The following is a 26,656-nucleotide window of genomic DNA, read 5'->3' as shown; positions in this document are numbered from 1 at the left end:
GATCGTGAGGGCTGTTTACCTTTTTGTTATCTCCCGGCAGAGGGCGCCGGGGGTGCGAAAGGAGAGAGAACAGTGCGGACTCGTTCTCTGATCGTCGGTCTCCTGGCCGCCACCGCTACCGCGGTCGGTGGCTTCTCCCTGCCCGGTGTCGCGGCCGCGACACCGGACGGCGATGTCAGCACCATGATCGTCGGCGGCGGCAACGCCACCGAGACCTACTCGTTCATGGTGTCCCTGCAGCGCAACGGTGGCCACTTCTGCGGCGGCTCCCTGATCAAGTCGAACTGGGTGGTCACCGCGAAGCACTGCGTGCAGGGGTCGAGCGCGAGCTCGATCAGCGCGCGGATCGGCAGCACCAGCCGCACCAGCGGTGGTTCGGTGATCGGTGCCAGCCGCATCGTCACCCACCCGAGCGTCGACCTGGCGCTTGTGCAGCTTTCCGGCTCGGTGACCCAGGCGCCGGTGTCCATCGCGGCTGACTCGGGCGCGGTCGGCACCAAGACCCGGATCATGGGCTGGGGGCAGACCGTGGCCAGCGGCCCCGGTTCGGCTCCGGTCATCCTGAAGGAGCTCAACACCTCCATCAGGGCCGACGGCGACTGCCGTGGCATCAACGGCCCCGCCGAGATCTGCACCGACAACACCAGCGGCAACCAGGGCGCCTGCTACGGCGACTCCGGCGGCCCGCAGGTGAAGGGCAGCGCGGGCAACTGGACGCTGATCGGCGCGACCAGCCGCAGCGGCAACGGCAGCTCCATCTGCGCGACCGGCCCGTCGATCTACGTCGACGTGTCGGCGCACCGGAGCTGGATCTCCTCCAACGTCGGCGGCCTGTAAGCACGACGCATTTCCACTCGGCCCTTCCCGCGCGCGCAGCGGGAAGGGCCGAGTCATTTCTGGGAAATGGATGCTCCGAACCGGCGATGGAGTGAGCAAATGCTCGGCCGAGTGCCGCAGCGTTGTACATCTCCAACGCTGCCAACAGGCGGTATTCTTGGCGTGTCGCAGATCACTAGCTTCTTTCTCAGCTTCGGCAGAGGGCGCCGAAGTGAGAGGAGCACATCCGTGAAGATTCGCGCACTTCTCGTCGGGCTACTCGCCACCACGGCCGCCGCTCTCGGCATGGCCGGAACGGCGGGAGCCACCCCTGCGAGCCCCGGTGACGTCGGCACGATGATCGTCGGCGGCACCAACGCCACCCAGACCTACTCGTTCATGGTGTCCCTGCAGAACACCTCGGGCGGTCACTTCTGCGGCGGGTCCCTGATCAAGGCCAACTGGGTCGTGACGGCCAAGCACTGCGTCACCGGCAAGACCCCGTCGTCGATCCGCGCCAGGATCGGCACCACCAACCGGACCTCCGGCGGCAGCTACGTCGCGGCCGCGGCGATCCACACCCACCCGAGCTACGACATGGCGCTGGTCCGGCTCGCCAGCTCGGTCACCCAGGCTCCGATCCGGATCGCGGCCAGCTCGGGGGCGGTCGGCACCGCCACCCGCATCATCGGCTGGGGCCAGACCTGCGCCAGCCCCGGCGGCTGCGGCGCGCCGGTCACCCTGCAGCAGCTGGACACCTCGATCGTCGCCGACGGCAGCTGCGGCGGCATCTACGGCTCGGTGGAGATCTGCACCAGCAACCCCGGCGGCACCGCGGGCGCCTGCTACGGCGACTCCGGCGGCCCGCAGATCAAGATGGTCGGCGGCCAGTGGGAGCTGATCGGCGCCACCAGCCGTTCCGGCGGTGGCTCGGTCTGCGCCGTGCGGCCCTCGATCTACGAGGACGTCCCGGCCTTCCGCAGCTGGATCAGCGGGATCGCGGGCGCGGTCTGACCGAGGTGAGCGGCCCGCGGCTGACGCCGCGGGCTGCTTTACGGCATGTGGGCTAGCGCTTCGGGCAATGTCGGCACAAACCGATGCTATGGGCCGTTGGAGGGAAACCGCATTCAATTCTCCCGACACCCCCCTTTTGTCGGTACCGCATATTCGTTAGAGGCGCTTACTTTTCATTCATCCCGGTTGAGGGGCCGGGAGGGGAGGGGAGCGAACACCATGGGAATGCGTTCTCTGCTCACCGCCGCCATCGCGGTCGCCGTCACCGCACTGTCGATCCCCGGGACGGCCGCCGCGGCTCCCACCGGCGACGCCGGCTCCCGGATCGTCGGCGGCGGCAACGCCACCGAGACCTACTCGTTCATGGCGTCGATGCAGGCCAAGGCCACCGGCGCGCACCGCTGCGGCGCCTCGCTGATCGCGCCGCAATGGCTGGTCACCGCCGCGCACTGCGTGGCGCAGCAGAACCCCGCCGACTACCAGTTCCGCATCGGCTCCACCAGCCGCGACACCGGCGGCACGCTCGTCGGCGCGGACAAGTTCGTCCAGCACCCCTGGTACATCCCGGTCTTCCTGGGCTGGAACGACATCGCCGTGGTGCACCTGACCGCCCCCGTCAGCGCGGCGCCGATCCGCCTCGCCGACGGTTCCCCCGCCGCCCAGACCGCGGCCAGGATCATCGGCTGGGGCCTGACCTGCCCGGAGCGCGGCTGCGGCCAGCCCCCGGTCACCCTCCAGCAGCTGGACACCAAGATCGAGGACGACTCCTCCTGCGCCGCGATCCCCTTCGACGCGCAGCACGAACTGTGCGTCGACGCCCCGAACAACACCGCGAGCGCCTGTTTCGGAGATTCCGGCGGCCCCGCGCTGGTGAAAGCCGCCGGGGCGTGGCGGCTCGCCGGCGCGACAAGCCGGGGCCAGAGCCTGCGGTGCACGTCGGGCGACACGATCTACAGCGATGTCACCAGCCACCGTGACTGGATCACACAACAGGTCGGAACGATTCCGTAAAAGGCACCGAGACGGCTGGGGCCCGCTACCCTGCGGTGGGCCCCAGCCCCTTTCCAGGTTTGGGCCTTGATCATTCCGGAGAAATCCGCAAGCCAGGCAACCAACTCCGGATGTACCGCGTCATCCAATGCGAGCCCACACCCTGTGGCTACTCGTGGTGCCGGTTTCGGCAGAACCTGGGGGTGCGACGTGTACGCGCGCAAAACCGTGATGACCATGGCGGCACTGGCCGCGGCGGGGCTCCTGCTGACAGCTTGCGACGGTTCCGGCGTGCAGAACGCGGCACAGCAGAACCCGCTGTCCACTTCGGCGACGACCCAACCGACCGCTCAGCCGACGACCGTGCCGACGACGCAGCCGACGACGACGACCCAGCCTGCCCCGACCACCACCCAGCCGACGACCAGCGAGGTCCGCAAGCCCGCGCCGCAGCCCGAGCCGGGCGCCAAGGGCGCAACGCCTTGCACGAACGTGGCCGCCAAGGCGTGCATCGACCTGTCGGCGAACAAGTCCTGGCTGCTGGACAACGGCAGAGTGATCTACGGTCCGGTGCCGATCACGCACGGCCGGAAGGGTTATGCGACACCACCGGGGACCTTCCGGGTGCAGTTCAAGAACAAGAACCACAAGAGCAGCATCTTCAACAACGCCCCGATGCCCAACTCCGTGTTCTTCAACGGCGGTATCGCCTTCCACCAGGGCAGCCTGCGCCAGACCTCGCACGGCTGCATCCACCTGTCGGGCCCGGCATCGCAGAAGTACTTCGCGACGCTTTCCGTCGGCGACGTGGTCCAGGTCGTCCGCTGAGCGCGCGGTCGTGAAAGAAGGGGCGCCTCCGGTCGGGGGCGCCTCCTTTTTTGGGCTCAGCCCGCGTTGCTGGAATGCCCGGGGAACAGGTGCGCGTCGGGATTGAGCTCGACGGCGATGTTGTTCACGGCCGTGGCCGCCTCACCGAAGCCGGTGGCGATCAGCCGGACCTTTCCCTGGTACTGCGCCACGTCACCGGCGGCGTAGACACGAGGACGCGAGGTGCGGCCGGTGGAGTCGGTGCGGACCGTGCGCTTGTCGAGCGCGAGGCCCCACGACTCGATCGGACCGAGGTCGGCGGTGAACCCGAGCGCGGCGACGACGGTGTGCGCGGGCAGCACGGAGCTCTCGCCGCTCTTGTGCGACACCAGCACCGAGGCCAGCGGCTCACCGACGAGTTCGGCGACCTCGGCGTCGACGACGATCGGGACGCCGAGCTCACGGACCTGGCGCACCGTTGCCTGGTGGGCGCGGAAGGTGGCCCTGCGGTGGACGATCGTGACGCTGTTGGCGATCGGGTGCAGCGCGAGCGCCCAGTCGAACGCCGAGTCCCCGCCGCCGACGATCACCACGTCCTGTCCACTGTGGACTGCGAGTTCGGGGACGAAGTAGACGACCCCGTTGACACCGGCGGGCAGGGGGCGCGGCCGGAACTCGCCGAGCCCCGCGGTGACCAGGACGGCCCCCGCCATGACCACGCTGCCGTCCTCCAGGCCGACGGCAAGACCACCGTCCACATCGGACAGTGTGCGCGCCTTGCGGCCCAACAGGTAGAGCGGCTTGTACTGCCCCGCCTGCTCGACGAGCCCGGCGATCAGGTCCCGCCCGCGCACCGCGGGGAACCCGGCGACATCGAAGATCATCTTTTCCGGGTACATGGCGGTGACCTGACCGCCCGGCTCCGGCAGTGAGTCCACGAGCGCGACCCGCAGGTCCCGGAAGCCCGCGTAGTAGGCGGCGAAGAGCCCGGTCGGGCCGGCGCCGACGATCAACAGATCGACTTCGGTGACCGTGCTCGACCCCTCGAACGGGTCCTGGCTGCTCTCCATGAGCCCACCTCCAGCAGATCCCCGACCCTACGTGCTGCGCCTCACGCTGCCCAGCACCCGTGATCGGAGAACACTGCGGATATGGCTGAGCACGAGTACCGGATCGAGCACGACACGATGGGTGAGGTGCGGGTCCCCGCACAGGCGCTGTGGCGCGCGCAGACGCAACGCGCCGTGGAGAACTTCCCGATCTCCGGCCGAGGGCTGGAGCGGGCGCAGATCCGGGCGCTCGGGCTGGTCAAGGCCGCGTGCGCGCGGGTCAACGGGCGGCTGGGCGTGCTGGAGGCCGACCTCGCCGAGGCCATCGCCACCGCGGCGGAGGAGGTCGCGGACGGCCGCCACGACGAGCACTTCCCCGTCGACGTCTTCCAGACCGGCTCCGGCACGTCCTCGAACATGAACGCCAACGAGGTCATCGCGACGCTGGCCACCCGGGCGCTCGGGCGGGAGGTGCACCCCAACGACCACGTGAACGCCTCGCAGTCCTCCAACGACGTCTTCCCGACCACGATCCACCTGGCGGCGGCCGAGGCGGTGTCGGTCGACCTGCTCCCCTCGCTGGAGCACCTGTTGAACACCCTGGAGCACCGCGCGGCGGACTGGGCCGACGTGGTCAAGGCCGGTCGCACGCACCTGATGGACGCGGTCCCCGTGACGCTGGGCCAGGAGGCGGGCGCGTGGGCGACCCAGGTGCGGCACGGGATCGAGCGGCTGCGTGAGGCGCTGCCCAGGCTCGGCCAGCTCGCGATCGGCGGCACCGCCGTCGGCAACGGCCTCAACACCCCGAGGGGCTTCGGCGCGGCCGTGGTCGCCGAGCTGGTCGAGCGGACCGGGCTCGGGGTGAGCGAGGCGACCGACCACTTCGAGGCGCAGGGCTCGCGGGACGGGCTGGTCGAGTGCTCCGGACAGCTCAGGGCGGTCGCGGTGAGCCTGTTCAAGATCGCCAACGACCTGCGCTGGCTGGGCAGCGGGCCGCGCACCGGGCTCGCCGAGCTGGCCCTGCCGGACCTGCAGCCGGGCTCGTCGATCATGCCGGGCAAGGTGAACCCGGTGATCTGCGAGGCCACGATGATGGTGGCCGCGCAGGTGATCGGCAACGACGCCACGGTGGCGTTCTCCGGGACCCAGGGCAACTTCGAGCTCAACGTGATGATGCCGGTGATGGCCCGCAACGTCCTGGAGTCGACCCGGTTGCTGGCCTCCGTCGGCACGCTGCTGGCGGACAAGGTCCTCGTCGGCGCGGAGCCGGACGTCGAGCGGGCGCGGGAGTACGCGGAGTCCTCGCCGTCGATCGTCACGCCGCTCAACCGCTACCTCGGCTACGAGGAAGCGGCCAGCATCGCCAAGCAGTCCTTGAAGGAGCGCCGCACGATCCGCGAGGTCGTGGTGGAGCGCGGTCACGTCTCGGAAGGGCGGATCACCGAGGAGCAGCTGGACGAGGCTCTGGACGTGCTTCGCATGGCTCGCGGAGGTCACTGACCGACGGTGGGGTACGGGACGCGCGTAGGCCGACCACGCACCCCACCGCCACCACGAGCGCCCCAAGCACTGCCACGGCCGTGAGGTCCTGTCGGCCGAGCGCGACCGTGGCGAGCAGCCCGAACACAGGCACCAGACCGATCATCACCGCCGCGTTGGCCGCTCCGAGCACAGAAACGCAGTAGTACCAGAGGACAAAGGCCACCGCCGTCACCATGACCGCGAGGAACAGCACAGCGAACAGCTCGGTGGGCGTAGGCATTCGCCAAGCGTCTCCACTGCCTATGACGGCCGATCCGATGGCTGCGACGACGCACGAGTAGGCGGACACCGCGACCACGCCGAGCCGCGCGATCACACCGACCGCGAACAACGTGAACGACGCCTCACCGAACATCGCGAGCAGCGCCAACACCAGTCCGGGACCGTGCCACGCGCCGCCTCCGGACAGGACGACCACACCGGCGACCACCAGCGCTGTGCCAGCGACCGTCTTCGCGACCGGGCGTCGCCTGGCGAGCAGTGGCGCGACCAGCGCGACAACGAGTGGACTCCCACCGATGACGGCGGCAACGAAGCCGCCCTCCGCGTACTGCTGCGCGTAGAGCACCGCCGCGCTGAAGCCGACCATTCCAGTGGCCGCGGTCGCGGTCAGCGCGAGCACGTCGCGAAGCGATGGTTTGGGCAGCGGCTGGCGGCGGAGCAGCATGAACCCGATGAGGAGCACGGCGGCGACGGCGTAGCGGACCGCTTGGGCCGGGAAGAGCGGGTAGTCGGAGAGCAGTGCGGTGACCGGCACCATGCCGCCGAGCATGACGGCGGTCAGCACTCCGCAGAGCACACCGCGAGTCCGAAGGCTTGTCATGCGGCCAGCCTGTACTCGAAGTGGTCCACGATTAAGCTCCACTCTGATGGCGAGCAACTGGACCACTTTGCGAGAGCTGCTGCTCCCGGACCTGGACGGCTCCGCGCGGTCGGTCGAGCGCGCGCTCCGGGCGGCCGTGCGCTCCGGCGGGCTGCGCGCGGGGATCAGGCTGCCGTCGAGCCGCGACCTGGCCGCGCAGCTCGGTGTCTCGCGCGGGACCGTGACCGCCGCCTACGAGCAGCTCGTCGCCGAGGGGTACCTGATCAGCAAGCGCGGCTCCGGCACCCGGGTCGCCGACGCGGTGAACACGGCGGCGGCCCCGGAGGACGCGCCGGTCGCGACGGCCAGGAAGTGGCGCTACGACCTGCGATCCGGCTTGCCCGCGCTGAGCATGTTCCCCAGGGCGGCGTGGGTCGCGGCGACCAAGGCGGTGCTGGCGGAGCTGCCGGACGCCGCGCTCGGCTACCCCGATCCCGCCGGGCTCGCCGAACTGCGCACGGAGCTGGTGGGCTATCTGGGCCGGGTCCGGTCGGTCGTGGCCTCCCCCGGCGACGTGGTGATCACCCACGGTGCCTCCGAGGCGATGGCTCTGCTCGCCGATGTGCTGCGGGACAACGCTCACACGAGCATCGCGGTGGAGCACCCGAGCCACGAGGGCCAGGCGGACCTGCTCCGCTCACACGGGCTCAAGGTGCGCCCGGTGCCGGTGGACGACCACGGGTTGCGGGTGGCGGACCTGGCTGCCACGGACTGTCGCGCGGTCCTCGTCACCTCGGCGCACCAGTTCCCGCTCGGCGTGGCGTTGAGCCCGGAGCGGCGGCACGCGTTGCTCGCGTGGGCTCGCGAGCGGGACGGCATGGTGATCGAGGACGACTACGACGCCGAGCACCGGTACGACCGGCCCGCGATCGGCGCCATGCAGGCGATGGACCCGGCGCGGGTGGCGTACCTCGGCAGTGTCAGCAAGACCCTCGCACCCGCGTTGCGCCTGGGGTGGCTGGTCGCGCCGCCCGCGACCGCGAGGGCGCTGACCCGGCGCAAGCTCATGCACGACCTCGGGTGCGGGCCGTTGCCGCAGGCCACCTTCGCGCGGTTCCTGCGGGAGGGTGGCTACGACCGGCACCTGCGCCGGACGCGGTTGGTCTATCGGGAACGCAGGGACGCCCTGCTCGCGGCGGTGCGGACGTGTTTCCCGGAGTGGGCGGTCGTGGGCATCGCGGCCGGCTTGCACCTGGTCGTCCGGCTGCCAGAGGGAACCAGCGACGTCGAAGCCCAGGACCGGCTGGCGGCGCGGGGTGTTCACGCGCTCGCGCTGTCCAGGCACTGCTGGGGGTTGCCGTGCCCGTATCCCGGGCTGGTGCTCGGCTATGCCGCGTTGAGCCCGGATCGGCTGCGTGCGGCGGTGTCGGAGATGGCCGAGGCCCTGAGCTGAACTGACTCCGGAGGGGGGTTGCGGTCAGCGACTCGGGGATCGTTGACCGCAACCCCATGTTCCGGCCTCACCACTCTCGGCGGCTGCGGAGGAGGGACGCGCTCGGCCGAGGGGTCTGCAGGCCGGATGGCCTGGTCATGCCTGCCTCGGTGGGTGCCTTCGGCATCGACACCGGGCCGGTCGGGCACGAGCTCAGTCTGTCAATGCGCTGTGGATCTCCTTGACGTGACTGCACGGCCACATCGGACGCCGCCCGACCATATTCCTCCGGCAACCCTCGCAGCGGCCCTTCTCGTCCCTGGCGTGCCGGTCGAGAATCCACTGCCAGCCCTGCGTGAGGTGGAGCAAGGGCGGGTACTCACTACGGCGTAGCCGACCGCTCTGAACCAGAGCAAGCAGTCCGTCGTGCCCTCTGCCGATTTGCCTGAGTATCTCCGAGTAAAAACGCTCGTCTTCTTCATTCTCGCCCGGAACAGGGGAACGCAACTCGTGTACTGCACTCATTGAAAGTCGTCCTCGCTCGTTTTCGGAGCAGTCGGCAACATGCCTCCGGCGTCCTGAGTCAGCCGCGAAATCAGCTCGCAGAGCTCGCCGAAATCGAACAACCCAGACCCGCCTGGCGGCGCGACCAGGACAATGCCGTCCGGTGTGCGGATGACGCCGAAGTCGCTGCTCTGCCCGTACGCATCGGTACATTGAGCACTCCAGTCAACACCCCTTTCGGACGGTCTTTTGATATCGCCATCGGTCACAATCACCTGTCACCACTCCCACAGAAATCCCGGACGAGACGGGGAACAAGAAGTAACAAATCTCGCCCACAATCGCAACCAGGAAACAAGGGCCCCACCGCGGAGCGGACCGAGAAACGGGGCAGCCCCACCTCGATGCCAAGGTCATTCAAGGTAGACGAAGGCGATCACCATTGAAACGGCTATAAGGGTGATGTTCGTTGCACCGTTCAGCATTTACCAACTCGCGAGCCGTTTCATAGGCAATGAACGAAAAGCTACCGTGAAGTATTTTCATTTTCACCAAAGGCCCTGCTGGCTCGCGAAAAGCATGTAGAAATGTGCCGCTTGACAGGCCGGTTGGCAAGAAACCTGAGAGGTTCGGCGTGGAAGACCAACCGGATGGACGCCACCCGAACGGTGGTGACCCGGGCGCGAATGTCAGACCTCCGGCACATCATGGCCGCATGCTGCTCGCCGAGCTTGTCACCACATCGGCCGTGGTGGGCGCCACCCGTTCCCGCCGCGCGAAGACCACCGCGCTGGCCGAGCTGCTGCGCGCGGCGCCCGACCCGACGCGCGCCGGTCTGGTGGTCGCGTTGCTGGTCGGCGTGCCGCGCCAGGGGAAGATCGGGGTCGGCTGGCGACTGCTGTCCGAGCTGACGGCGCCCCCCGCCGCGGAACCGGCGCTCTCACTGTCCGCTGTGGACGACTACCTGCAACGCCTCGCCGAGATCGGCGGCAAGGGGGCGACGGACCGCAGGAGATCGCTGTTGACAGAGCTGTTCTCCGACGCGACCGAGGACGAGCAGCGGTTCCTGTTCCGGTTGCTCGTCGGCGAGCTGCGCCAGGGTGCGCTGGAGGGCGTCATGGTCGACGCGGTGGCCACGGCGTACGAGGTGCCGCCGGAGGCGGTGCGGCGGGCGTTGATGCTCAGCGGCGACCTCGCCGCGACGGCGGTGGCGGCCCGCGCCGAGGGCGAACGGGGGCTGGCCGCGTTCCGGCTCCGGCTCGGCAGGCCGGTGCGGCCGATGCTGGCCTCCCCGGCGGAGTCGCTGGACACCGCCATCGCCGAACAGGGCTCCTCCAGCGTGGAGTACAAGCTCGACGGCGCGCGGATCCAGGTGCACCGCGACGGCGAGGAGGTGCATGTCTACACCAGGACCCTGCGGGAGATCACCGGGCGCGTGCCGGAACTGGTCGAGCTGGTGCGCGCGCTGCCGTGCCGCTCGGTGGTGCTCGACGGCGAGACGCTGGCGCTGACCGACGACGGCAGGCCCCGGCCGTTCCAGGAGACGATGAGCAGGTTCGGCGCGACGGACCCCAGAGAACTGCTGCTGCACCCGTACTTCTTCGACGTGCTCCACCTGGACGGGGTGGACCTGCTGGACGCGCCGCTGCGGGAACGCCTTGCGGCACTTGACGAAGTCGCGGGCGAGCACCGCATTCCGTCCACTGTGGACCCGACGGCCGACGAGGCTGCCGCGCTGCTGGACGCGGCGCTCGCGGCGGGGCACGAGGGCGTGATGGTCAAGGCCATGGACTCCGGCTACGCCGCGGGCAGGCGGGGACGGGCCTGGCGGAAGGTGAAGCCCGCGCACACCCTCGACCTGGTGGTGCTGGCGGCGGAGTGGGGGCACGGCAGGCGCACCGGCCTCCTGTCCAACCTGCACCTGGGCGCGCGGGACCTGGACGGCGGGCCGCCGATCATGGTGGGCAAGACGTTCAAGGGCCTCACCGACGAGCTGCTGGCGTGGCAGACCAGGGAACTCCAGAGAAGACAGACGCACAGGGACGACCACACGGTGCACCTGCGGCCGGAGCTGGTCGTGGAGATCGAGCTGGACGGCGCCCAGGTCAGTCCGCGTTATCCCGGTGGTGTGGCACTGCGGTTCGCCAGGGTGTTGCGGTACCGGCCGGACAAGGACGCCGGCGACGCGGACACGATCGACGCGGTCCGCGACCTCCTCGTGGGGGTACGGACAACCCCAGTATCGGATCGGGGGCTTCCCTGATCCCCTCGACCCCCTCCCGCGGGCAGAGTCATGGGTGACGGGCTCGGCCATTCGCCAGGAGGACCAGGTGGCACGCAGCAGCAGGGGGACCGCGGCAGCGCTCGTGGTGGTGCTCGGGGCGTTGGCGCTCAGCGCCTGCGACACCCGGCCGCAGAAGAACGGCGCGGACATCCCCACCACGACGACCTTCCAGTTCTCCGCGCCGGAGCTGCGGGTGCACGTGCGCGACCGGGGCGACCTCACCCTGGAGCAGGGCACCGCGGCGACGGTCGACGTCACCCGGTACCGGACCGGCGGGGCTGCCGACCGCGCCAACCGGCTCGCGATGGAGAACGCGGACCTCTGGCTGGACGACGGGTGTCCGGAGTCCTCGCGGGGCATCTGCGACAACCGCTACGTCGTCAAGGTGCCGCCGCAGGTCAACCTGGTGGTCGAGATCGGAGCGGGAGACGTCCGGGTCTCCGGGGTCACCAGCAGGCTGGAGCTGAAGGCCGACCGCGGGGACGTCCGGGGCGACCGGGTGACGGGCGACCTGAAGATCACCGCGCGGGACGGCGACGTCTCGCTGGGCGAGCTGCGCAGCGGGCGGGTCGAGACGATCGCCGAGCACGGTGACGTGCGGGTCGACTTCGCCGCCGCGCCGACGACGGTCGACCTCCAGGTGGCCCGAGGTGACGTGCGACTGACCCTGCCCACGGGCGCTGAGCGCTACCGGCTCGACGTGCGTCCCGAGCGGGGCGAGCTGCACTCCGGCATCGACAACGACGCCGCGAGCGACCGCACGGTCCGCGTGGTCGCGGGCGTGGGCGACATCTCTCTCGGACGGTCCTAGTGATGGGGCAACGCAACCGGATGGCCGCAGTCGTCGCCCTGGGGGCGCTGGCGCTCGGCGTCTGCGGGCCGTACACCTGGCCGGCTTCGGCGGAGAGCGGGCGCGAGCCGATCGTCGCGGTGGTCGGCTCCGACGCGGTGCGGCTGGAGGTGGGCGCCAGCCCGGTGATCGAGGCAGACCGTCGGCTGAACGCCGCCCAGGGCGGCATCGTGGTCCGCTCCGCCAACGGCGGCGCGACGATCAGGAGGACTGAATGATCACCCAGAGCTACCGCGCACTCGTCGTCCTGGTCTCCTCGTCCGACCGGACTGATCACCAGCCCCGCTACGAGCAGATGAACCTGATGGTCAACGCGTCCTCTCCGGAGGAGGCCTATGACACCGCGGAACGGCACGGCAGCTCCCTGGAGACCGTGCGCCGCGGCGAGGACGGACTGGTCCGCTGGTCCCTGCTGAGCGTCCTCGACGTGCGGCCGGTGACCCCGGCGCCCGTGCGCCGACCGCGGTACGCGGCCGCGCACATGGCGAGCCAGGCCGTATAGGACCTTCGTCGAGCAGACGGCGGGAACACGTGCGCGCGGGTACGCTCACCTGTTCGTGCGCTTCCTCGACGGGCATGAGCCCCGCTACGACCTGACCTACGACGACGTCTTCCTGGTGCCGGGGCGCTCCGGCGTCGAGTCCAGGTTCGACGTCGATCTGTCCACTGTGGACGGAACAGGTGCCACGATTCCCATCGTGGTGGCCAACATGACCGCCGTTGCGGGCCGCAGGATGGCCGAGACGGTCGCCAGGCGCGGTGGTCTCGTGGTGCTGCCGCAGGACGTCGCCCCCGAGGCGGTCGCCGAGATCGTCGGCTGGGTCAAGGCCCGCCACCCCGTCTGGGACACCCCGTTGGTGCTGCACCCGCACGACGCGGTCGCCGACGCGGTGAACCTGCTGCCCAAGCGCGCCCACCACGCCGTGGTCGTCGTGGACGAGGACCACCACCCGGTCGGCATCGTCACCGAGGAGTCCTGCACCGGGGTGGACCGCTTCACCCGCCTCGGCGAGGTGGCTGACACCGAGCTGGTCGCGCTGCCGCTGGACACCGCGCCGCGCGAGGTCTTCGAGGCGCTGCACGGCGGGACGGGCCAGCTCGCCGTTGCCGTGGACGCCGACGGCCGCCTCGCCGGTGCCCTGACCAAGGTGAGCGCGCTGCGGGCGGACATCTACCGGCCCGCGCTCGACGACCTCGGCAGGCTGCGGGTGGCCGCGGCGGTCGGCGTCAACGGCGACGTGGCGGCGAAGGCCCGCGCGTTGCTGGAAGCGGGCGTGGACGCGCTGATCGTGGACACCGCGCACGGCCACCAAGAGAAGATGATCAGCGCGCTCAAGGCCGTGCGCTCGGTCGCCCCGGACGTGCCGGTGGTGGCGGGCAACGTGGTCACCGCGGAGGGAGTGCGCGACCTGGTCGACGCGGGTGCCGACGTGATCAAGGTCGGCGTCGGTCCCGGAGCGATGTGCACGACGCGGATGATGACCGGTGTCGGGCGGCCGCAGTTCTCCGCGGTCGCGGAGTGCTCGGCGCAGGCGCGGCGGCTCGGCAAGCACGTGTGGGCCGACGGCGGTGTCCGGCACCCGCGCGACGTGGCGCTGGCCCTCGCCGCCGGAGCCGCGTCGGTGATGGTCGGCTCCTGGTTCGCCGGTACCTACGAGTCCCCTGGCGACCTGCTGCGCGACGAGGCCGGGCGGCCGTACAAGGAGTCCTTCGGCATGGCGTCCAAGCGGGCAGTGAGCGCGCGGACCCGCACCGACAACGCCTTCGACCGCGCGCGCAAGGCGCTGTTCGAGGAGGGCATCTCCACCTCGCGGATGCGGCTGGACCCGAACCGACCGGGCGTCGAGGACCTGCTCGACTCGATCTGTTCCGGAGTCCGCTCCGCGTGCACCTACGCGGGCGCGCACACCCTGGAGGAGTTCCACGAGCGCGCGGTGCTCGGCATGCAGTCGGCGGCCGGTTTCGCCGAAGGCAGGCCGCTGCCCTCGGGCTGGTGACGTGGAAAGTGGCCCTCGCCGCAACCGGGCGAGGGCCACTTTTCCTTGCTGCGTCAGGCAATCAGGAGATGATGTCCCCCTCAAGCAGTTCGGTCACCAGCGCCGCGATCGGCGAGCGCTCCGACCGGGTCAGCGTGACGTGCGCGAAAAGCGGGTGTCCCTTGAGCTTCTCGATCACCGCCGCGATGCCGTCGTAGCGGCCGACCCGGAGGTTGTCGCGCTGGGCGACGTCGTGGGTGAGCACCACCCGCGATCCCGAGCCGAGCCTGGACAGCACCGTGAGCAACACGTTGCGCTCCAAGGACTGCGCCTCGTCCACGATCACGAACGAGTCGTGCAGCGACCGCCCTCGGATGTGGGTCAGCGGCAGCACCTCCAGCATCCCTCGGTCCATCACCTCGTCGATGACGTCCTTGCCCGCCAAGGCCCCGAGGGTGTCGAAGACCGCTTGCGCCCACGGCTGCATCTTCTCGGTCTCCGAACCCGGCAGGTAACCGAGCTCCTGACCGCCGACCGCGTACACCGGGCGGAACACCACGACCTTGCGGTGCTGACGGCGTTCCATCACCGCCTCCAGGCCGGCGCACAACGCCAGCGCGGACTTCCCCGTTCCGGCGCGGCCACCGAGGGAGACGATGCCGACGTCGGGGTCCAGCAACAGGTCCAGCGCGATCCGCTGCTCAGCGGACCTGCCGTGCAGCCCGAACGCCTCCCGGTCCCCGCGCACGAGCCGCACGCGCTTCTCCGGGGTGACCCTGGCCAACGCGCTCGCCGAGCCCGCGAGCAGCCGCAGACCGGTGTGGCACGGCATGTCCCTGACCTCGTCGAGGTCGATGACGCTCTCCTTGTAGAGCGCGTCGACGACCGCGGAGCCCACTTCGAGGTCGGCCATGCCGTTCCAGCCGGACGGGGTGACGTCCTGGGCGCGGTACTCGTCGGCGTCGAGACCGACAGCACCCGCCTTGACCCGCAACGGCATGTCCTTGGTGACCAGGGTGACCGCGAGTCCGTCCGCCGCCAGGTTCAACGCGCACGCGAGGATCCTGGCGTCGTTGGAGTCCGTCCGGAACCCCGGTGGCAGCACCTGGGGGTCGGAGTGGTTGAGCTCGACGTGCAGGACACCACCCTGCTCGCCGATCGGCACCGGGGTGTCGAGCCGGCCGTGCCTCAGCCGCAGTTCGTCGAGCAGGCGCAATGCCTCCCTCGCGAACCAGCCCAGTTCGGGGTGGTGTCGCTTTCCCTCCAGCTCCCCGACCACGACGAGCGGAAGCACCACGGCGTGCTCGGCAAACCGGGTTATCGCCCAGGGATCGGACAACAGCACCGAAGTGTCGATCACGTAGGTGCGCTCGGGGACGGGGCCGGTGGTGCCCGCGGCTCCGTCCTGCTTCGGTGTGGTCCTGGAAGTGTTGGAGGACTGGCTGTTCGCCTGCGCTTGGGAACGTCGTGCTGTCACGGCAACTCCCTCACGAACGCGGCGTCCGCGTCCGCTTACCTCGGTGGGCCGGGCATCCGCCCTGGTGAACCTCGAAGCTCCGAAGCCGGTGTGTCCGGCTTCAGGCCTCGCGGTCGCGAGGGCCGGGCGCCGGCCCCCTCGGGTGTCGTGTGGACGGTGTGACCGTCACGCAGTTGACAACCAAGACCAGGGCCTCCCGGGGCAGGCCGCTTCGGACACGGCCTACCACAACGGAAGTTACCCCCGAACACCGACCCCCCGCAGACAGCCACACAGGTGATTCGCTAGATCGTCATCACAACGCTACGTACCGCTCACGTAGCGCCGCGGACGCCGACGGCCCCCTGCTCAGAGCACCTGGGGCGAGTCCAAACCAACTACTGAGGGTAGCTTCTCCAGCCAACTTCGGGGCCCGGCGTGCTGCACCCTGACCGTCGCCACCAGGCCCGCAAAACGCAGGTGATCAGCAACTTTTCCGCCGTTCCACCCCTGGGCTGCGACCGCGTGGGCGAACGCGCCGTGGAAGGCGTCTCCGGCACCGAGCGTGTCCTGAACCGATACGACCGGGACCGGGACCTCGCCACGGATGTCGTCATGCCACCACACGATCGGATCACTTCCGCGCGTCATGGCCCCCACGGCGACCCGTTCGCTCAGCGCCCGAATTGTCCGCTCCTCCTGCTCACAATTCGGTAACCGGTAGTCGCCGGAGCACACCGCGATGTCGACCCAGTCCAGGAGCTGCTCGTGATGGGGCTTGTAGCGGCCCGCGTCGAAGACCACCGGGACGCCGATCCTGGCCGCCGTCTGCGCCGCGGCGAGCGCCAGCCGGGGGTGGTGCCCGTCGATCAGCACCACGTCCACCCCGGACACCAGCTGCGTCAGCTCGGCGGGTGGTCCGGGATCGACACCACGCGCGTCGGCCGAGACCACGCTGCGCTCCCCCGTGCCCTCGTGCACCGCGACCGCGGAGACCCCCGGCGCCTCGGTGCGGTCGGGCGCGGCGTCGCGAACGGTGATCCGGAAGCCGGTGAGCTCGTCGCGGACGGAGTGCGCGAGCGGATGCGTGCCCAGCGCGGTGAGCAGCGTGACCCGCGAGCCCAGCGCGGCGGCGGTGACGGCCGCGTTCGTCGCGGGCCCGCCCGCGGCCACGTCCTGCCGGGTCGCGGTGATCTTGCTGTTCGCCGAGGGGAAGCCCTGGACCCGGTGCAGCACGTCGACCGTGGCCAGGCCGACGCACAACACCGCTCCCGGTTGGTCAGCCACCATGCGGGACCACCGGAACGGCCGCGGCGAGCTCCTCGCGCACGGTGACGGGCACCAGCGGCTCGTCGAGCAGCCTGCGGTAGCGCTCCGACAGCTCCTGGCCGCTGGGGCGTGCGTCCAGCCAGGCGCGCAGCAGGCGGTAACCCTCGACGTAGGTCGTGGTGTAGGCGCGCCACAGCGGGTCGGAGAGGAAGCGCAGCATCTGCCGGGCACGGGCCTCGTTGACCAGCAGCCAGCGCTGGAGGAACGCGGCGACCTCGTCCGGGTCGGCTCCGTGGTGGTGCAGCATCAGCGCCGCGTCCTGCCGCACCGACAGCAGCCCGCCGAGCGCGCCCTCCATGCGCTCGACCTGCTCGCCCTCCATGTGCAGGCCGAGGTCACCGAGGATCTCCTGCGTCCACGGCCCCCAGCCCGCGCCGACCAGCGCGTGCAGCCCCAGGTCGGCAAGGCCCTCCGCCATCAGGCACTGCGGCGTGTTCACCAGGAAGATCGTCTGCTCGTCCTGGCCGCGCTTGCCGACGAGGCCCGCCTCCTTGCGGCAGTGCTCGGTGTGGTGACCCGGGTAGGACTCGTGCGCGACCAGGTGCGGCAGGTTCGCCATCCGGTGCCCGAGGTCGGCGTTGATCGCGACCTTCGACCGGTAGCCGCCGAGGTAGTAGTTGAAGCCGCTCCACGGCTTGTCCGAGACGATCTCGTACTCGACGGTCTCCTGCTCCGGCAGGCCGAAGACGTCGCGGGCCTTGTCGCGCAGGGCGCTGGAGAGCGCGAGCACGCACGGCTCCAGCTTCTCGGCGGGCACCTCGTCACGCTTGCGGAAGGAGCTGAGCCGCTCGCGCAGCGGACCACCACCGGGCAGCAGCCGGTCCAGCTCCCGGTGCGCCTCGCGGTAGACGTCCTCGTCGCCCCGGGTGATCCGGACCTGGAAGTACGCATCGACCTCGTCGACGAAGCCGACCTCCTGCCCTGCGAGCTTGCGGCCCGAGCACTCCAGCGCGGTCAGGTGGGCGTCGAGGAAGCGCACGCGCTCCGGCGCGAGGTCGATTCCGGCCAGCTCGCCACGCAGATCCCTTGCGCGAGCGGCAAGAGCGGCGGGGTCTGGTTTGGGCTCGTTCTCGATCCGCCTGCGCAGCGCGGGATCCCCCGTGTACGCGTCGACGAAGCCGTCGACGAGGCGGTCGAACCGCAGGCCTAGCAGCAGGTACTCGCGAACGAGCTGGGTTCCCTCCACGACGGGGGAGCCTACGATCCCGCGCTCAGTTCCCGAAACGTCGGTGCCGCGCGCCGTACTCGCGCAGCGCGCGCAGGAAGTCGACGCGGCGGAAGTCCGGCCAGTACGCGTCGCAGAACCAGAACTCCGAGTGCGCGGACTGCCAGAGCAGGAACCCGGACAGCCGCTGCTCACCGGAGGTGCGGATCACCAGGTCCGGGTCGGGCTGGCCGGAGGTGTAGAGGTGCTCGGCGATGTGGTCGACGTCGAGGACCTCGGCCAGCTCCTCGATGCTGGTGCCCGCCTCGGCGTGCTTGAGCAGCAGCTTGCGGACCGCGTCGGCGATCTCCTGCCTGCCGCCGTAGCCGACGGCGATGTTGACCTGCATGCCCGTGCGGTTCTTGGTGCGCACCGAGGCGGCGGAGATGCGGTGGGCGATCTCGGTGGGCAGCTTGTCCAGCGTGCCGACGATGCGCACCTGCCACGGGGTCTCCGGCGCGGCCAGCTCGTCGACGACGCCCGCGATGATCTCCAGCAGCGGCTGGAGCTCGGACGCCTCGCGGTTGAGGTTGTCGGTGGACAGCAGCCACAGCGTCGCGACCTCGACCCCGGCGTCCTGGCACCAGTTCAGCAGGTGGGCGATCCGGCTCGCGCCCACGCGGTGGCCGTCGTTGACGTCGACGAGCCCGGCCTCGCGAGCCCACCGGCGGTTGCCGTCGAGCATGACCCCGACGTGCCGCGGGTGCTGGGTGCCGACGATGGCGCGACTGAGTCGCCACTCGTAGCCCTTGTAGACAATGTCCCGGGCCCGCTTCCACAACCGCGTATCACGCACACCCACGTCTGAAAAGGGTACGCGCGGCGCGGGAGCCCCCCGAACCGGCCACACTCCCGATATGAACGGCTACGGTGAGTCAACAGTGATCGAGCGAATCCTCCGGTCGATGCGGACCGTCGCGGTGGTCGGCGCGAGCGACCGCCCGGACAGGGCAAGCCACGCGGTGGCGACCTACCTCCAGCACGCGGGCTTCCGCGTGCTCGCGGTCAACCCGAAGCTGTCGGGCGAGCTGTTCGGCAACCCGGTCCACGCCGCGCTCGAGGACATCCAGGAGCCGATCGACGTGGTGGACGTCTTCCGCCGCCCCGAAGACGTGCCCCCCGTGGTGGAGTCGGCGATCAAGGTCGGCGCGAAAGCCGTCTGGCTGCAACTGGGCATCACCAACCCGGAGGCCGAGTCCCGCGCACGGGACGCGGGCCTCGCCGTGGTCTCCAACCGCTGCCTCAAGGTCGAACACGCCCGCCTCCTCCCCTAACCCACGGCACACGTACGGCCATTCGCGGGCTTATGGACGGGTGAGCACATCCAGGGAGGTCCATAAGCCCGCGAATGGCGGAGATATGGTGGGGGACTGTGCAAACGACCACAGGTTACGCGCGCGTAACCTACGGTGTCGTAACCTTGGCTCGTGACCACTGAATCCCTTGCACCCACGGTGGAGCCGGTCTTCGAGAAGCCGCTGATGCGGGGCTGGATCCACTTCTGGTCCTTCTGGACCTCCTTCGCCACCGGAGCCACGCTGATCGCGCTCGCCGCGTCCACCGTCGGCGCGAAGGCGGCCTTCGGCACGTCGGTCTACGCGGTGACCGTGCTCGGCCTGTTCGGTATCAGCGCGCTGTACCACCGGCGGGACTGGCTCACCAGCCAGGCGCAGGTGTGGATGAAGCGGCTGGACCACTCGATGATCTTCGTGTTCATCGCGGGCACCTACACGCCGTTCTCGTTGCTGGCCATGCCGCCGGAGACCGGCACCACCGTGCTCGCCGTGGTCTGGGGCGGCGCGATCGCGGGCGTCGCGCTGAAGCTCGCGTGGCCGACCGCGCCGCGCTGGCTGGGCACTCCGATCTACATCGCGCTCGGTTGGGTGGCGGTGTTCGTGCTGCCGGACATCCTGGCGACCGGCGGGGTCACCGCCCTGGTGCTGCTGCTGGTCGGCGGCGCGTTCTACACCATCGGCGGCGTGCTCTACGCGACGTCGTGGCCGAACCCGTGGCCGAAGACCTTCGGGCACCACGAGTTCTTCCACGCCGCCACCGTGCTCGCCGCGATCTGCCACTACATCGCGATCTGGTTCGTGATGTACCCCTGACCCCGGTCGAGCCGGGCGAGGTCCGGCGGGATGAGGGTCGTGGACAACACGAGCTCCTTGATCAGGTTGTCGTTGAGGGTGTTGCCGACCGGCTCACCGACCTCCTCACGGGTCAGCCCGGGGACGCCCTCGCGGGAGAGCCGGTTTCGGACCGCGGTGACCTTGTGCGCGACCTGCTTGGCCGTCCAGCCGGCCTCCGGTTGGAGCTCGTCGAGCAGCTCGGCGGTCTGCTCCCAGGACAGCGGTCGGGGGAACGCCTCGTGGAGCAGGTAGCGCTGCCCCAGGACCGTCAGCGCCAGCCGCTCGTCTTCCTGGAGCTTCCAAGTTCGCGGCGGTTGCGTCGGGTCGTTGTGGCGGGTCCCGGGAAGCCGCCCGTCCTCACCGGTCACGAACAGCTCAAGCAGGTGCTCCCTGCCCTTCGAACCGCGCACGAACAGTGGCGTGTACCCGGCGGCCAGCGGTAGGGACTGCTCGTCGGTGAACAGCATCCGCGAGCCCGGCAGCCGCACGGGCAGGCGCCCGGTGTTGCGCACCCACCACCTGCCGTCCTGGTGGAACACCACCCCTTGCTGACGGCTGACCCGGCGATCGGTCTCCCCCAGGCAGACGTGCACGTCGAGGCGGTTGCGCCCGAACAGGATCGTGCGTCCCTCGCGGGGCTTGACCGTGATCCCTCCCGTGATCGAGAGAGCGAAGATCGTCGCGGGGACCGTGGCCCTGGCGCCGAACGCCAGGCTGTCGTGGGCGGGTGGCAGTCGCTGTCCGTCCTCGTCGTTCATCTCAACTCCCTTTGACGCGCCGTGGGCACAGGTTCCCGCATGTCGCCGGGACCCCTCCCGAACTGGGCCTCAGGCAGGCGGCAGCTTCGCGACGGCCGATCTGGCCAGCTCGATGGCCGTCGCGCAGAGCTGATCCATCGACGGCTCGCCGCTGGCGAGAACGCGCAGCAGCTCGACCCTGCCGTTCGAGTCGGGGTACGTCCGGTGGGGCACCCGAACCGCGCAGGTGTCGTGGTCTTCGCCCTCCTCCGGCTTGAAGAAGGCATCACGGTCACCGATCCGAACCGGCTGTCCGTCCGCCCTCGTCAGCGGCTGGTGGCGATCGAAGACCACCGCCACCCTGCTGGCGCTGGTCGTGCTCCGCCAACGACATTCCCAGTCGGCGAAGGCGGTGTCCGGCTGGGAGGCGTCGATCCCGGGAACCCGGTTGAGCGCCTCGGCGCTGAGCAGCCCGCAGGCGGGCAACGTGGCGAGCGAGTTGGCTACGAACCCCGCCGTGCGACGCGGCACGCCACCCCGCTGTTCGAGCACCGCCACGGCGTGGCTGGTCGCGGCCTCGGCCAGCGCGCACAGGTCCGTCGAACCCCGCTTGGATCGTTTGGCGGCGATGACGACGCGGTTCCGGTCGGCCAGGACCAGGGTGTGCTCGCAGCGGGTGCCCGTGTACGGCTGCCGGGCGATGACCAGGCGGTCCCGTTGTTCGACCTGTCCCGGAGGGCTCATCCCGGGTGGCAACGCGTCCTCGAACTCCAGCTCGACGTCGACCTCGATTCCGTCCGGTAGCCGCACGAACACATCGCAGCGGCTGAAGACTCCGCGATCCGTGACCAGCCTGGCCGCCCCGAAGCCCTTGAGCACGCCGGCATCCATGAGGGCACAGGGATCGGCGGACCGGGGATCGCCCGCGGCCACCGGAGGCGGGCCGGACCCGCCGATGGTGGGCACCAGCGCGATGGCCGCGAGCACCGCGACGGCCAGGGTGACCAGCGCGGCGCGGCGCCAGCGGGAGCGAGGACCCGGACTGTCCATAGTGGACGAAACTTCAACGGGCTCGTCGGGCTCGCCGGCAACCCGTCTGAGCGCGCGCAGGACCTCCCCCGCATTCGGCCGATCCTCGGGCTCCCGCTGGAGCAGCGCCTCCAGCACCGGTGTCAGCTCACCCGCGCTGCTGGCCGACGAGACGCGCCCGAGGCTGGCCCTGCGCAGCATCGCCCGAGGGTCGTCCGCGGTGCCGAACGGCGATGTCCCCTCCACCGCGGCGAACAGGGTTGCCCCGAGCGAGAACACATCCGAGGCCGTGGTCGCGTCCCCGTAGGCGGCGACCTCGGGGGCGAGGTAGGCGGGGGTGCCGCTGACCAGGCCGCAGTCGGTCTGCGTCACCCCACCGCCGGTCACGCTGGAGATGCCGAAGTCGGTCAGCTTGGCGATGTCGTCCTCGGTGACGAGCACGTTGCCCGGCTTGATGTCACCGTGCACGATCCCGTGGGCGTGCACGGCGCGCATCGCGTCGGCGACCTGCGCCCCGATCGACGCCGCCCACCGCGGGGACACCGAACCGCGCTCGTCGAGGATCTCGGCCAGGCTCCGCGAGGGCACGTACTCCATCACGAGCCAGCGGTCGGGCCCGTCTCGGACCACGTCGAACAGGGTGACCACATGCGGGTGGTGCAGCGCCGCCGCGATCCGGGCCTCCCGCCTCAGCCGCGCCAGCTCCCGCTCGCTGGCACCGGGCAGCGCTCGCTTCATCGCGACCACTCGGCCGAGTTCCTCGTCTGTGGCGCGCCAGACGACGCCCTTGCCTCCCGAACCGATCTTCTCGTGGAGCTGGAACCGGCCAGCTATCAGAGGATCCGCCACGCGGCCGGATGGTACTGGGAGTGCGCACGCCACCACAGGCGGTTACCAGGACCTCTGGCGGATCCCTACACCCGGCGTTCCCTGGCCAGGCCCAGGCGGCCGACGTGGCATGCGCGCTTCCCGAACGCGGGGTCCGCGTCGAGGATGCTCGTGAAGCCGCGCTGTGTCCAAGTCGCGGGACGCCGCCCGCCGTGGCCCTGCCCTACAGCTCGGGGCCCTTCGCGCGCAGCTCGTCCACCTTCGTCATCGCCTCGCGCAGCTCGCCGAGCCAGTTCTCCGCGTGCTCGCCGACCAGGCGGACCGCCCATGCGAGAGCCTCCGAGCGCGAGCGGGCAACGCCCGCATCGACCAGCGTGTCCAGCACCAGACGCTCCGGCTGGCGCAGTCGCGTCATCACTGGCACCGACAGCGTGGTGAACAGCTCCTCGGTGCCGCCGAGCCGGGCTCCCCACGCGACCTTGCGCCCGTAGCGGTGCTCGGCCTGCCTGGCGATCTCGATCCGCTCCTCGCGGGTCTGCTCCCGGAACCGGGCGATCCGGCCGGTCTCCGCCGCCGCGCGCCCGACCTCGTCGGCCTGGTCCCCGTCCAGCGCGGGCAGGTCGCCGACCACCACGATCTCCTCGCGGTCCGCGGTCACCGTCGGCGCCCCGGTGAACCAGCCGTCCGGCAGCCGCCCGGCGAACCAGCCCGCCGCGTCGTCGGCGGACGGGAGGTCCGCCTGCTGCCAACCGCCTCGCCCTCGGCCTCCGCCGCCACCCCAGCCGCGCCGGTCGCGGCCGGTCATCACGAATCGTCCGTGCATCTCGTCCTCCTTGATTACATGATTACACCCATGTAAACGTAACACTGGAAACGCTTGTTCCCGAGCATGAAAAATGCGCCCCCAGCGAACCGGGGGCGCAGGCCGAACCACTCAGGACAGCGCGGAAACCACCTCGTCAATGCTGGTCACGGGCCTGTCGCAGACATAGCCTCGACAGACGTAAGCCGCGGGCGCGCCATCGACAAGCGGCCGGTCAGCCAGCAGCGGGGCCTCGTCCGGCTCGCCGACGAGCAGCAGCGCGCCACCTGGCAGCGCGGCCAGCGCCGCACGCGCGAGTTCCTGGCGTCGCTCGTCGCCCGCTTCGCCGACGACCGCGACCTGAAGCGGTCCGCGCTGCCGCGCCTCCGCGACCGCGAGCCACCAGCCGGCGAACCTGGGCGCACGAGCTGCGAGCAGACCCGCGCGCGCGATCGCGTGCTCAGCGGCGTCGCGGTAGCGGGCGGCGCGGTCGGCTCCGGCCAACGCGGACGCGGTCAGCAGCGCGCCGGCCAGGGACGAGCTGCCGCAAGGGCTGGCGTTGTCGGAGACGTCGGACGGACGGCGCACCAGCTTCTCCGCGTCGTCGGCGGTGTCGTAGAAGACGCCGGCTTCATCCGGGTCACCGAAGTGCTCAAGCGCCGTGTCGAGCAGGAAGGTCGCGGTGTGCAGCCACTTGGGCGTGGTCGTCGCCTGGTACAGCGCGAGCAACCCGTCCGCGAGACACCCGTAGTCCTCAAGCACTCCGGCGGCGGCACCGGCGACACCGTTGCGAGAGCTCCGGAGCAGACGGCCTTCCACCATGTGCCTTCGCAGCAACAGATCCGCGGCGGACGTAGCCGCTTCAATCCACTGTGGACGGTTCAGTGCCGTTCCCGCGTCAGCCAGAGCGGCGATGGCCATGCCGTTCCACGCGGTGACGACCTTGTCGTCACGACCGGGCTGAGCGCGTCCCGCTCGCGCGCCGAGCAGGTGCGCCCTGACCCGCTCCCACCGGTCCACGTCATCCGGGTCGGCACGCAGCTGGAGCGTGGACGTGCCGTGCTCGAAGGTCCCCTCTTCGGTGACCCCCAACAGCCGCGCGGCCCATTCCCCGTCCTCCGCACCGAGGGCCTCGGTCAGCTGCGCGGGTGTCCACGCGTACGTCAGCCCTTCCACGCCGTCAGTGTCCGCGTCCAGCGACGCCGCGAAACCACCTTCCGGCGTGAGCATCTCGCCGATCAGGAACTCCGCGGTCTCCGTCGCGACCCTGCTCGCGAGCGGCGATCCGGTCCGCCTGGCGAGATGCGCGTAGCCGCGCAGCAGCAAGGCGTTGTCGTACAACATCTTCTCGAAGTGCGGAACGACCCAGCCCGCGTCCACGCTGTAGCGCGCGAAGCCCCCGGCCAGCTGGTCGTACATGCCGCCGCGAGCCATCGCCTCGAAGGTGTCCTCGGCCATGGTCAACGCCTCGACCGAACCGGTGCGCTCGTGGTGGCGCAGCAGGAACTCCAGCACCATCGACGGCGGGAACTTCGGCGCGTCACCGAAACCGCCGTTGTGCGCGTCGAAGTCCGTCATCAGCCGGGACACCGCGCCCGCGAGCACCTCTTCGTCCACTGTGGACAACGGGAGCGGGGCGGCGTGCTCGGCGAGCTGGGCGACGATGCGCTTCGCGGAGTCGCGGACCTCGTCGCCGCGCTCGCGCCACGCCTCGCCAACGGCCCGCACGAGCTGGGAGAAGGACGGCATGCCGGGCCGGGGCGCCGGTGGGTAGTAGGTGCCGCAGTGGAAGGGCTCGCCCTCCGGCGTCAGGAAGCAGGTCATCGGCCAGCCGCCCTGGCCGGTCATGGCCTGGGTCGCCTCCATGTAGACCGCGTCCACGTCGGGACGCTCCTCGCGATCGACCTTGACGTTGACGAAGTTGGCGTTCATCAGCTCGGCGGTCTCCGGGTCCTCGAAGGACTCGTGCGCCATCACGTGGCACCAGTGGCAGGCGGCGTAGCCGACGGACAGCAGCACCGGCACGTCGCGGCGGCGGGCCTCAGCGAACGCCTCCTCGCCCCACGGCCACCAGTCAACGGGGTTGTCGGCGTGCTGCAACAGGTACGGACTGGTGGATTCGGCGAGCCGGTTCGGCATCGGCGTCCCTTCGCTGCTGGGCCGGGTCGGGCCTGTGTCGGGGGTCTCGTTCGGGGGAGGTCGGGATCGAGATCGTTCCTACCCGGTTACCTCACCGAGCGGGGCCGCACGCCAGGAATCTCGGTCGCGCCGTTTGGCAGAGTGACCATCATGTACGAGTCCTCCCAGGTCGTCCGACACGACGAGCACGGCCCCTTCGACGTGATCGGTGACGTGCACGGCTGCCTGGAGGAGCTGAGCGACCTGCTCGCGGCGCTTCGCTACGAGCTCGTGCGCGACGAGCGGGGCCGCCCCGTCGACGCCACGCACCGCAGGGGCCGCACGGCCGTGTTCGTCGGCGACCTGGTCGACCGCGGGCCGGACACTCCCGGAGTGCTGCGCCTGGTGATGGGCATGGTCGAGGCAGGGCACGCGCTGGTGGTGTGCGGCAACCACGATCTGAAGCTGTCGCGGTCGCTGCGCGGCGAGAAGGTCTCGGCGCGGCACGGACTGGCGGAGTCACTGGAGCAGCTCGCCGAACAGCCCGAGGAGTTCCGCGAACGGGTGCTGGAGTTCCTGCTGGGCCTGCCGATCCACTTGGTGCTCGACGACGGCCGGCTGGTCGTGGCGCACGCCGGGCTGCCGGAACGGCTGCACGGCGTGGAGTCCGGGCGCGCCAAGCAGTTCGCGCTGTACGGGGACACCACGGGTGAGCTCGACGCCAACGGACTGCCGGTGCGGCTGCCCTGGGCCGAGAAGTACCGGGGCGCGGCAACGGTGCTCCACGGCCACACTCCGGTCGCCGAGGCGAAGTGGGTCAACAACGCGATGTGCCTGGACACCGGGTGCGTCTTCGGCGGCAGGCTCACCGCGTTCCGGTACCCGGAGCAGGACATCGTCGACATCGCCGCGCGCCGGGTCTGGTACCGGCACGCGGTGTACAGCGACGTCGTCCGCG

General features: G+C 70.3%; 24 protein-coding genes and 1 pseudogene. 14 read left to right on the top strand and 11 right to left on the bottom strand.

Annotation, left to right across the window (positions count from 1 at the left end; genetic code table 11):
- Positions 1-72 precede the first annotated feature (72 nt).
- The 4 genes from ACFFQA_RS25370 to ACFFQA_RS25355 all read left to right on the top strand — a co-directional run bounded on the left by ACFFQA_RS25370 (position 73) and on the right by ACFFQA_RS25355 (position 3,648).
- Positions 73-837: a S1 family peptidase gene (locus ACFFQA_RS25370; protein ID WP_377857114.1), complete on the top strand. Its 765-nt coding sequence runs from the start codon at positions 73-75 to the stop codon at positions 835-837.
- Positions 838-1,065: 228 nt separating this feature from the next.
- Positions 1,066-1,830: a S1 family peptidase gene (locus tag ACFFQA_RS25365; RefSeq protein ID WP_377857111.1), complete on the top strand. Its 765-nt coding sequence runs from the start codon at positions 1,066-1,068 to the stop codon at positions 1,828-1,830.
- Between the two features lie 219 nt (positions 1,831-2,049).
- On the top strand, positions 2,050-2,841 hold the full coding sequence (locus ACFFQA_RS25360) for a S1 family peptidase (RefSeq protein WP_377857108.1): 792 nt from the start codon (positions 2,050-2,052) through the stop codon (positions 2,839-2,841).
- 189 nt (positions 2,842-3,030) lie between these two features.
- Positions 3,031-3,648, top strand: a complete 618-nt coding sequence (locus ACFFQA_RS25355; protein WP_377857105.1) for a L,D-transpeptidase — start codon at positions 3,031-3,033, stop codon at positions 3,646-3,648.
- A gap of 56 nt (positions 3,649-3,704) precedes the next feature.
- Here ACFFQA_RS25355 and ACFFQA_RS25350 read toward each other — a convergent pair whose 3' ends face one another.
- Complete coding sequence (locus ACFFQA_RS25350) at positions 3,705-4,697, bottom strand: NAD(P)/FAD-dependent oxidoreductase (protein WP_377857102.1); 993 nt, start codon at positions 4,695-4,697, stop codon at positions 3,705-3,707.
- A gap of 81 nt (positions 4,698-4,778) precedes the next feature.
- On the opposite strand from ACFFQA_RS25350, the gene ACFFQA_RS25345 reads away from it, so the two are divergent.
- A complete protein-coding gene (locus ACFFQA_RS25345; protein WP_377857100.1) occupies positions 4,779-6,176 on the top strand; it encodes a class II fumarate hydratase in 1,398 nt (465 codons plus the stop codon).
- Here the strand turns inward: ACFFQA_RS25345 and ACFFQA_RS25340 are convergent.
- Positions 6,115-7,041 carry a DMT family transporter gene (locus ACFFQA_RS25340; RefSeq protein WP_377857097.1) on the bottom strand — a complete coding sequence of 309 codons (927 nt, stop codon included), beginning with the start codon at positions 7,039-7,041 and terminating at the stop codon, positions 6,115-6,117. The genes ACFFQA_RS25345 and ACFFQA_RS25340 overlap by 62 nt on opposite strands.
- Before the next feature lie 46 nt (positions 7,042-7,087).
- Here ACFFQA_RS25340 and pdxR point away from each other — a divergent pair, with 46 nt between their 5' ends.
- Positions 7,088-8,473, top strand: coding sequence for a MocR-like pyridoxine biosynthesis transcription factor PdxR (gene pdxR / locus ACFFQA_RS25335; protein ID WP_377857094.1), 1,386 nt, complete (start codon positions 7,088-7,090; stop codon positions 8,471-8,473).
- Positions 8,474-8,973: 500 nt separating this feature from the next.
- On the opposite strand, the gene ACFFQA_RS25330 is transcribed toward pdxR, so the two are convergent.
- Positions 8,974-9,231 carry a hypothetical protein gene (locus ACFFQA_RS25330; protein ID WP_377857091.1) on the bottom strand — a complete coding sequence of 86 codons (258 nt, stop codon included), beginning with the start codon at positions 9,229-9,231 and terminating at the stop codon, positions 8,974-8,976.
- A gap of 440 nt (positions 9,232-9,671) precedes the next feature.
- Between ACFFQA_RS25330 and ACFFQA_RS25325 the strand changes: the two genes are divergently transcribed.
- The 5 genes from ACFFQA_RS25325 (at position 9,672) to ACFFQA_RS25305 (ending at position 14,087) form a co-directional block, all read left to right on the top strand.
- Positions 9,672-11,219, top strand: a complete 1,548-nt coding sequence (locus ACFFQA_RS25325) for an ATP-dependent DNA ligase (RefSeq protein ID WP_377857088.1) — start codon at positions 9,672-9,674, stop codon at positions 11,217-11,219.
- A gap of 67 nt (positions 11,220-11,286) precedes the next feature.
- A complete protein-coding gene (locus ACFFQA_RS25320; protein ID WP_377857085.1) occupies positions 11,287-12,051 on the top strand; it encodes a DUF4097 family beta strand repeat-containing protein in 765 nt (254 codons plus the stop codon).
- Positions 12,052-12,053: 2 nt separating this feature from the next.
- Positions 12,054-12,308 carry a hypothetical protein gene (locus ACFFQA_RS25315; RefSeq protein WP_377857082.1) on the top strand — a complete coding sequence of 85 codons (255 nt, stop codon included), beginning with the start codon at positions 12,054-12,056 and terminating at the stop codon, positions 12,306-12,308.
- Entirely contained in the window at positions 12,305-12,592 is a 288-nt protein-coding gene (locus tag ACFFQA_RS25310; protein ID WP_377857079.1) for a DUF4288 domain-containing protein, read from the top strand. Before ACFFQA_RS25315 ends, ACFFQA_RS25310 begins: the two co-directional genes overlap by 4 nt.
- A 55-nt stretch (positions 12,593-12,647) precedes the next feature.
- On the top strand, positions 12,648-14,087 hold the full coding sequence (locus ACFFQA_RS25305) for a GuaB1 family IMP dehydrogenase-related protein (RefSeq protein WP_377857076.1): 1,440 nt from the start codon (positions 12,648-12,650) through the stop codon (positions 14,085-14,087).
- A 61-nt stretch (positions 14,088-14,148) separates the two neighbouring features.
- Here the strand turns inward: ACFFQA_RS25305 and phoH2 are convergent, their stop codons facing one another.
- The 4 genes from phoH2 to ACFFQA_RS25285 all read right to left on the bottom strand — a co-directional run bounded on the left by phoH2 (position 14,149) and on the right by ACFFQA_RS25285 (position 18,857).
- Entirely contained in the window at positions 14,149-15,426 is a 1,278-nt protein-coding gene (phoH2, locus tag ACFFQA_RS25300; RefSeq protein WP_377857690.1) for an RNA 5'-3' helicase PhoH2, read from the bottom strand.
- 465 nt (positions 15,427-15,891) lie between these two features.
- Positions 15,892-16,812 (bottom strand): PfkB family carbohydrate kinase, encoded by a 921-nt coding sequence (locus ACFFQA_RS25295; protein ID WP_377857073.1) that lies wholly within the window; start codon positions 16,810-16,812, stop codon positions 15,892-15,894.
- A complete protein-coding gene (locus tag ACFFQA_RS25290) occupies positions 16,802-18,037 on the bottom strand; it encodes a DUF885 domain-containing protein (RefSeq protein ID WP_377857070.1) in 1,236 nt (411 codons plus the stop codon). Before ACFFQA_RS25290 ends, ACFFQA_RS25295 begins: the two co-directional genes overlap by 11 nt.
- Positions 18,038-18,062: 25 nt before the next feature.
- On the bottom strand, positions 18,063-18,857 hold the full coding sequence (locus tag ACFFQA_RS25285) for an isoprenyl transferase (RefSeq protein ID WP_377857067.1): 795 nt from the start codon (positions 18,855-18,857) through the stop codon (positions 18,063-18,065).
- A gap of 55 nt (positions 18,858-18,912) precedes the next feature.
- On the opposite strand from ACFFQA_RS25285, the gene ACFFQA_RS25280 reads away from it, so the two are divergent.
- Positions 18,913-19,329, top strand: coding sequence for a CoA-binding protein (locus ACFFQA_RS25280; RefSeq protein ID WP_377857064.1), 417 nt, complete (start codon positions 18,913-18,915; stop codon positions 19,327-19,329).
- Positions 19,330-19,536: 207 nt separating this feature from the next.
- The gene (trhA, locus tag ACFFQA_RS25275) at positions 19,537-20,163 is read left to right on the top strand and encodes a PAQR family membrane homeostasis protein TrhA (protein WP_377857687.1); all 627 of its coding nucleotides are present in this window, start codon (positions 19,537-19,539) and stop codon (positions 20,161-20,163) included.
- On the opposite strand, the gene ACFFQA_RS25270 is transcribed toward trhA, so the two are convergent.
- The 4 genes from ACFFQA_RS25270 to ACFFQA_RS25255 all read right to left on the bottom strand — a co-directional run bounded on the left by ACFFQA_RS25270 (position 20,130) and on the right by ACFFQA_RS25255 (position 25,719).
- Positions 20,130-20,942: an FHA domain-containing protein gene (locus tag ACFFQA_RS25270; protein WP_377857062.1), complete on the bottom strand. Its 813-nt coding sequence runs from the start codon at positions 20,940-20,942 to the stop codon at positions 20,130-20,132. The genes trhA and ACFFQA_RS25270 overlap by 34 nt on opposite strands.
- A gap of 69 nt (positions 20,943-21,011) precedes the next feature.
- A complete protein-coding gene (locus ACFFQA_RS25265; protein ID WP_377857060.1) occupies positions 21,012-22,799 on the bottom strand; it encodes a serine/threonine-protein kinase in 1,788 nt (595 codons plus the stop codon).
- A gap of 202 nt (positions 22,800-23,001) precedes the next feature.
- Positions 23,002-23,601, bottom strand: coding sequence for an ATP-binding transcription factor AbmR (abmR, locus tag ACFFQA_RS25260; protein ID WP_377857058.1), 600 nt, complete (start codon positions 23,599-23,601; stop codon positions 23,002-23,004).
- Between the two features lie 111 nt (positions 23,602-23,712).
- On the bottom strand, positions 23,713-25,719 hold the full coding sequence (locus ACFFQA_RS25255; RefSeq protein WP_377857056.1) for a thioredoxin domain-containing protein: 2,007 nt from the start codon (positions 25,717-25,719) through the stop codon (positions 23,713-23,715).
- A 132-nt stretch (positions 25,720-25,851) separates the two neighbouring features.
- On the opposite strand from ACFFQA_RS25255, the pseudogene ACFFQA_RS25250 reads away from it, so the two are divergent.
- A pseudogene (locus ACFFQA_RS25250) lies at positions 25,852-26,655 on the top strand (metallophosphoesterase); the annotation flags it as partial.
- Position 26,656 lies beyond the last annotated feature (1 nt).

This window comes from Allokutzneria oryzae (assembly GCF_042429765.1).
Taxonomy (GTDB): Bacteria; Actinomycetota; Actinomycetes; order Mycobacteriales; family Pseudonocardiaceae; genus Allokutzneria; species Allokutzneria oryzae.
The sequence above is the reverse complement of the archived record's forward strand: the minus strand, read 5'-3'. Positions and strand labels throughout refer to the sequence as shown.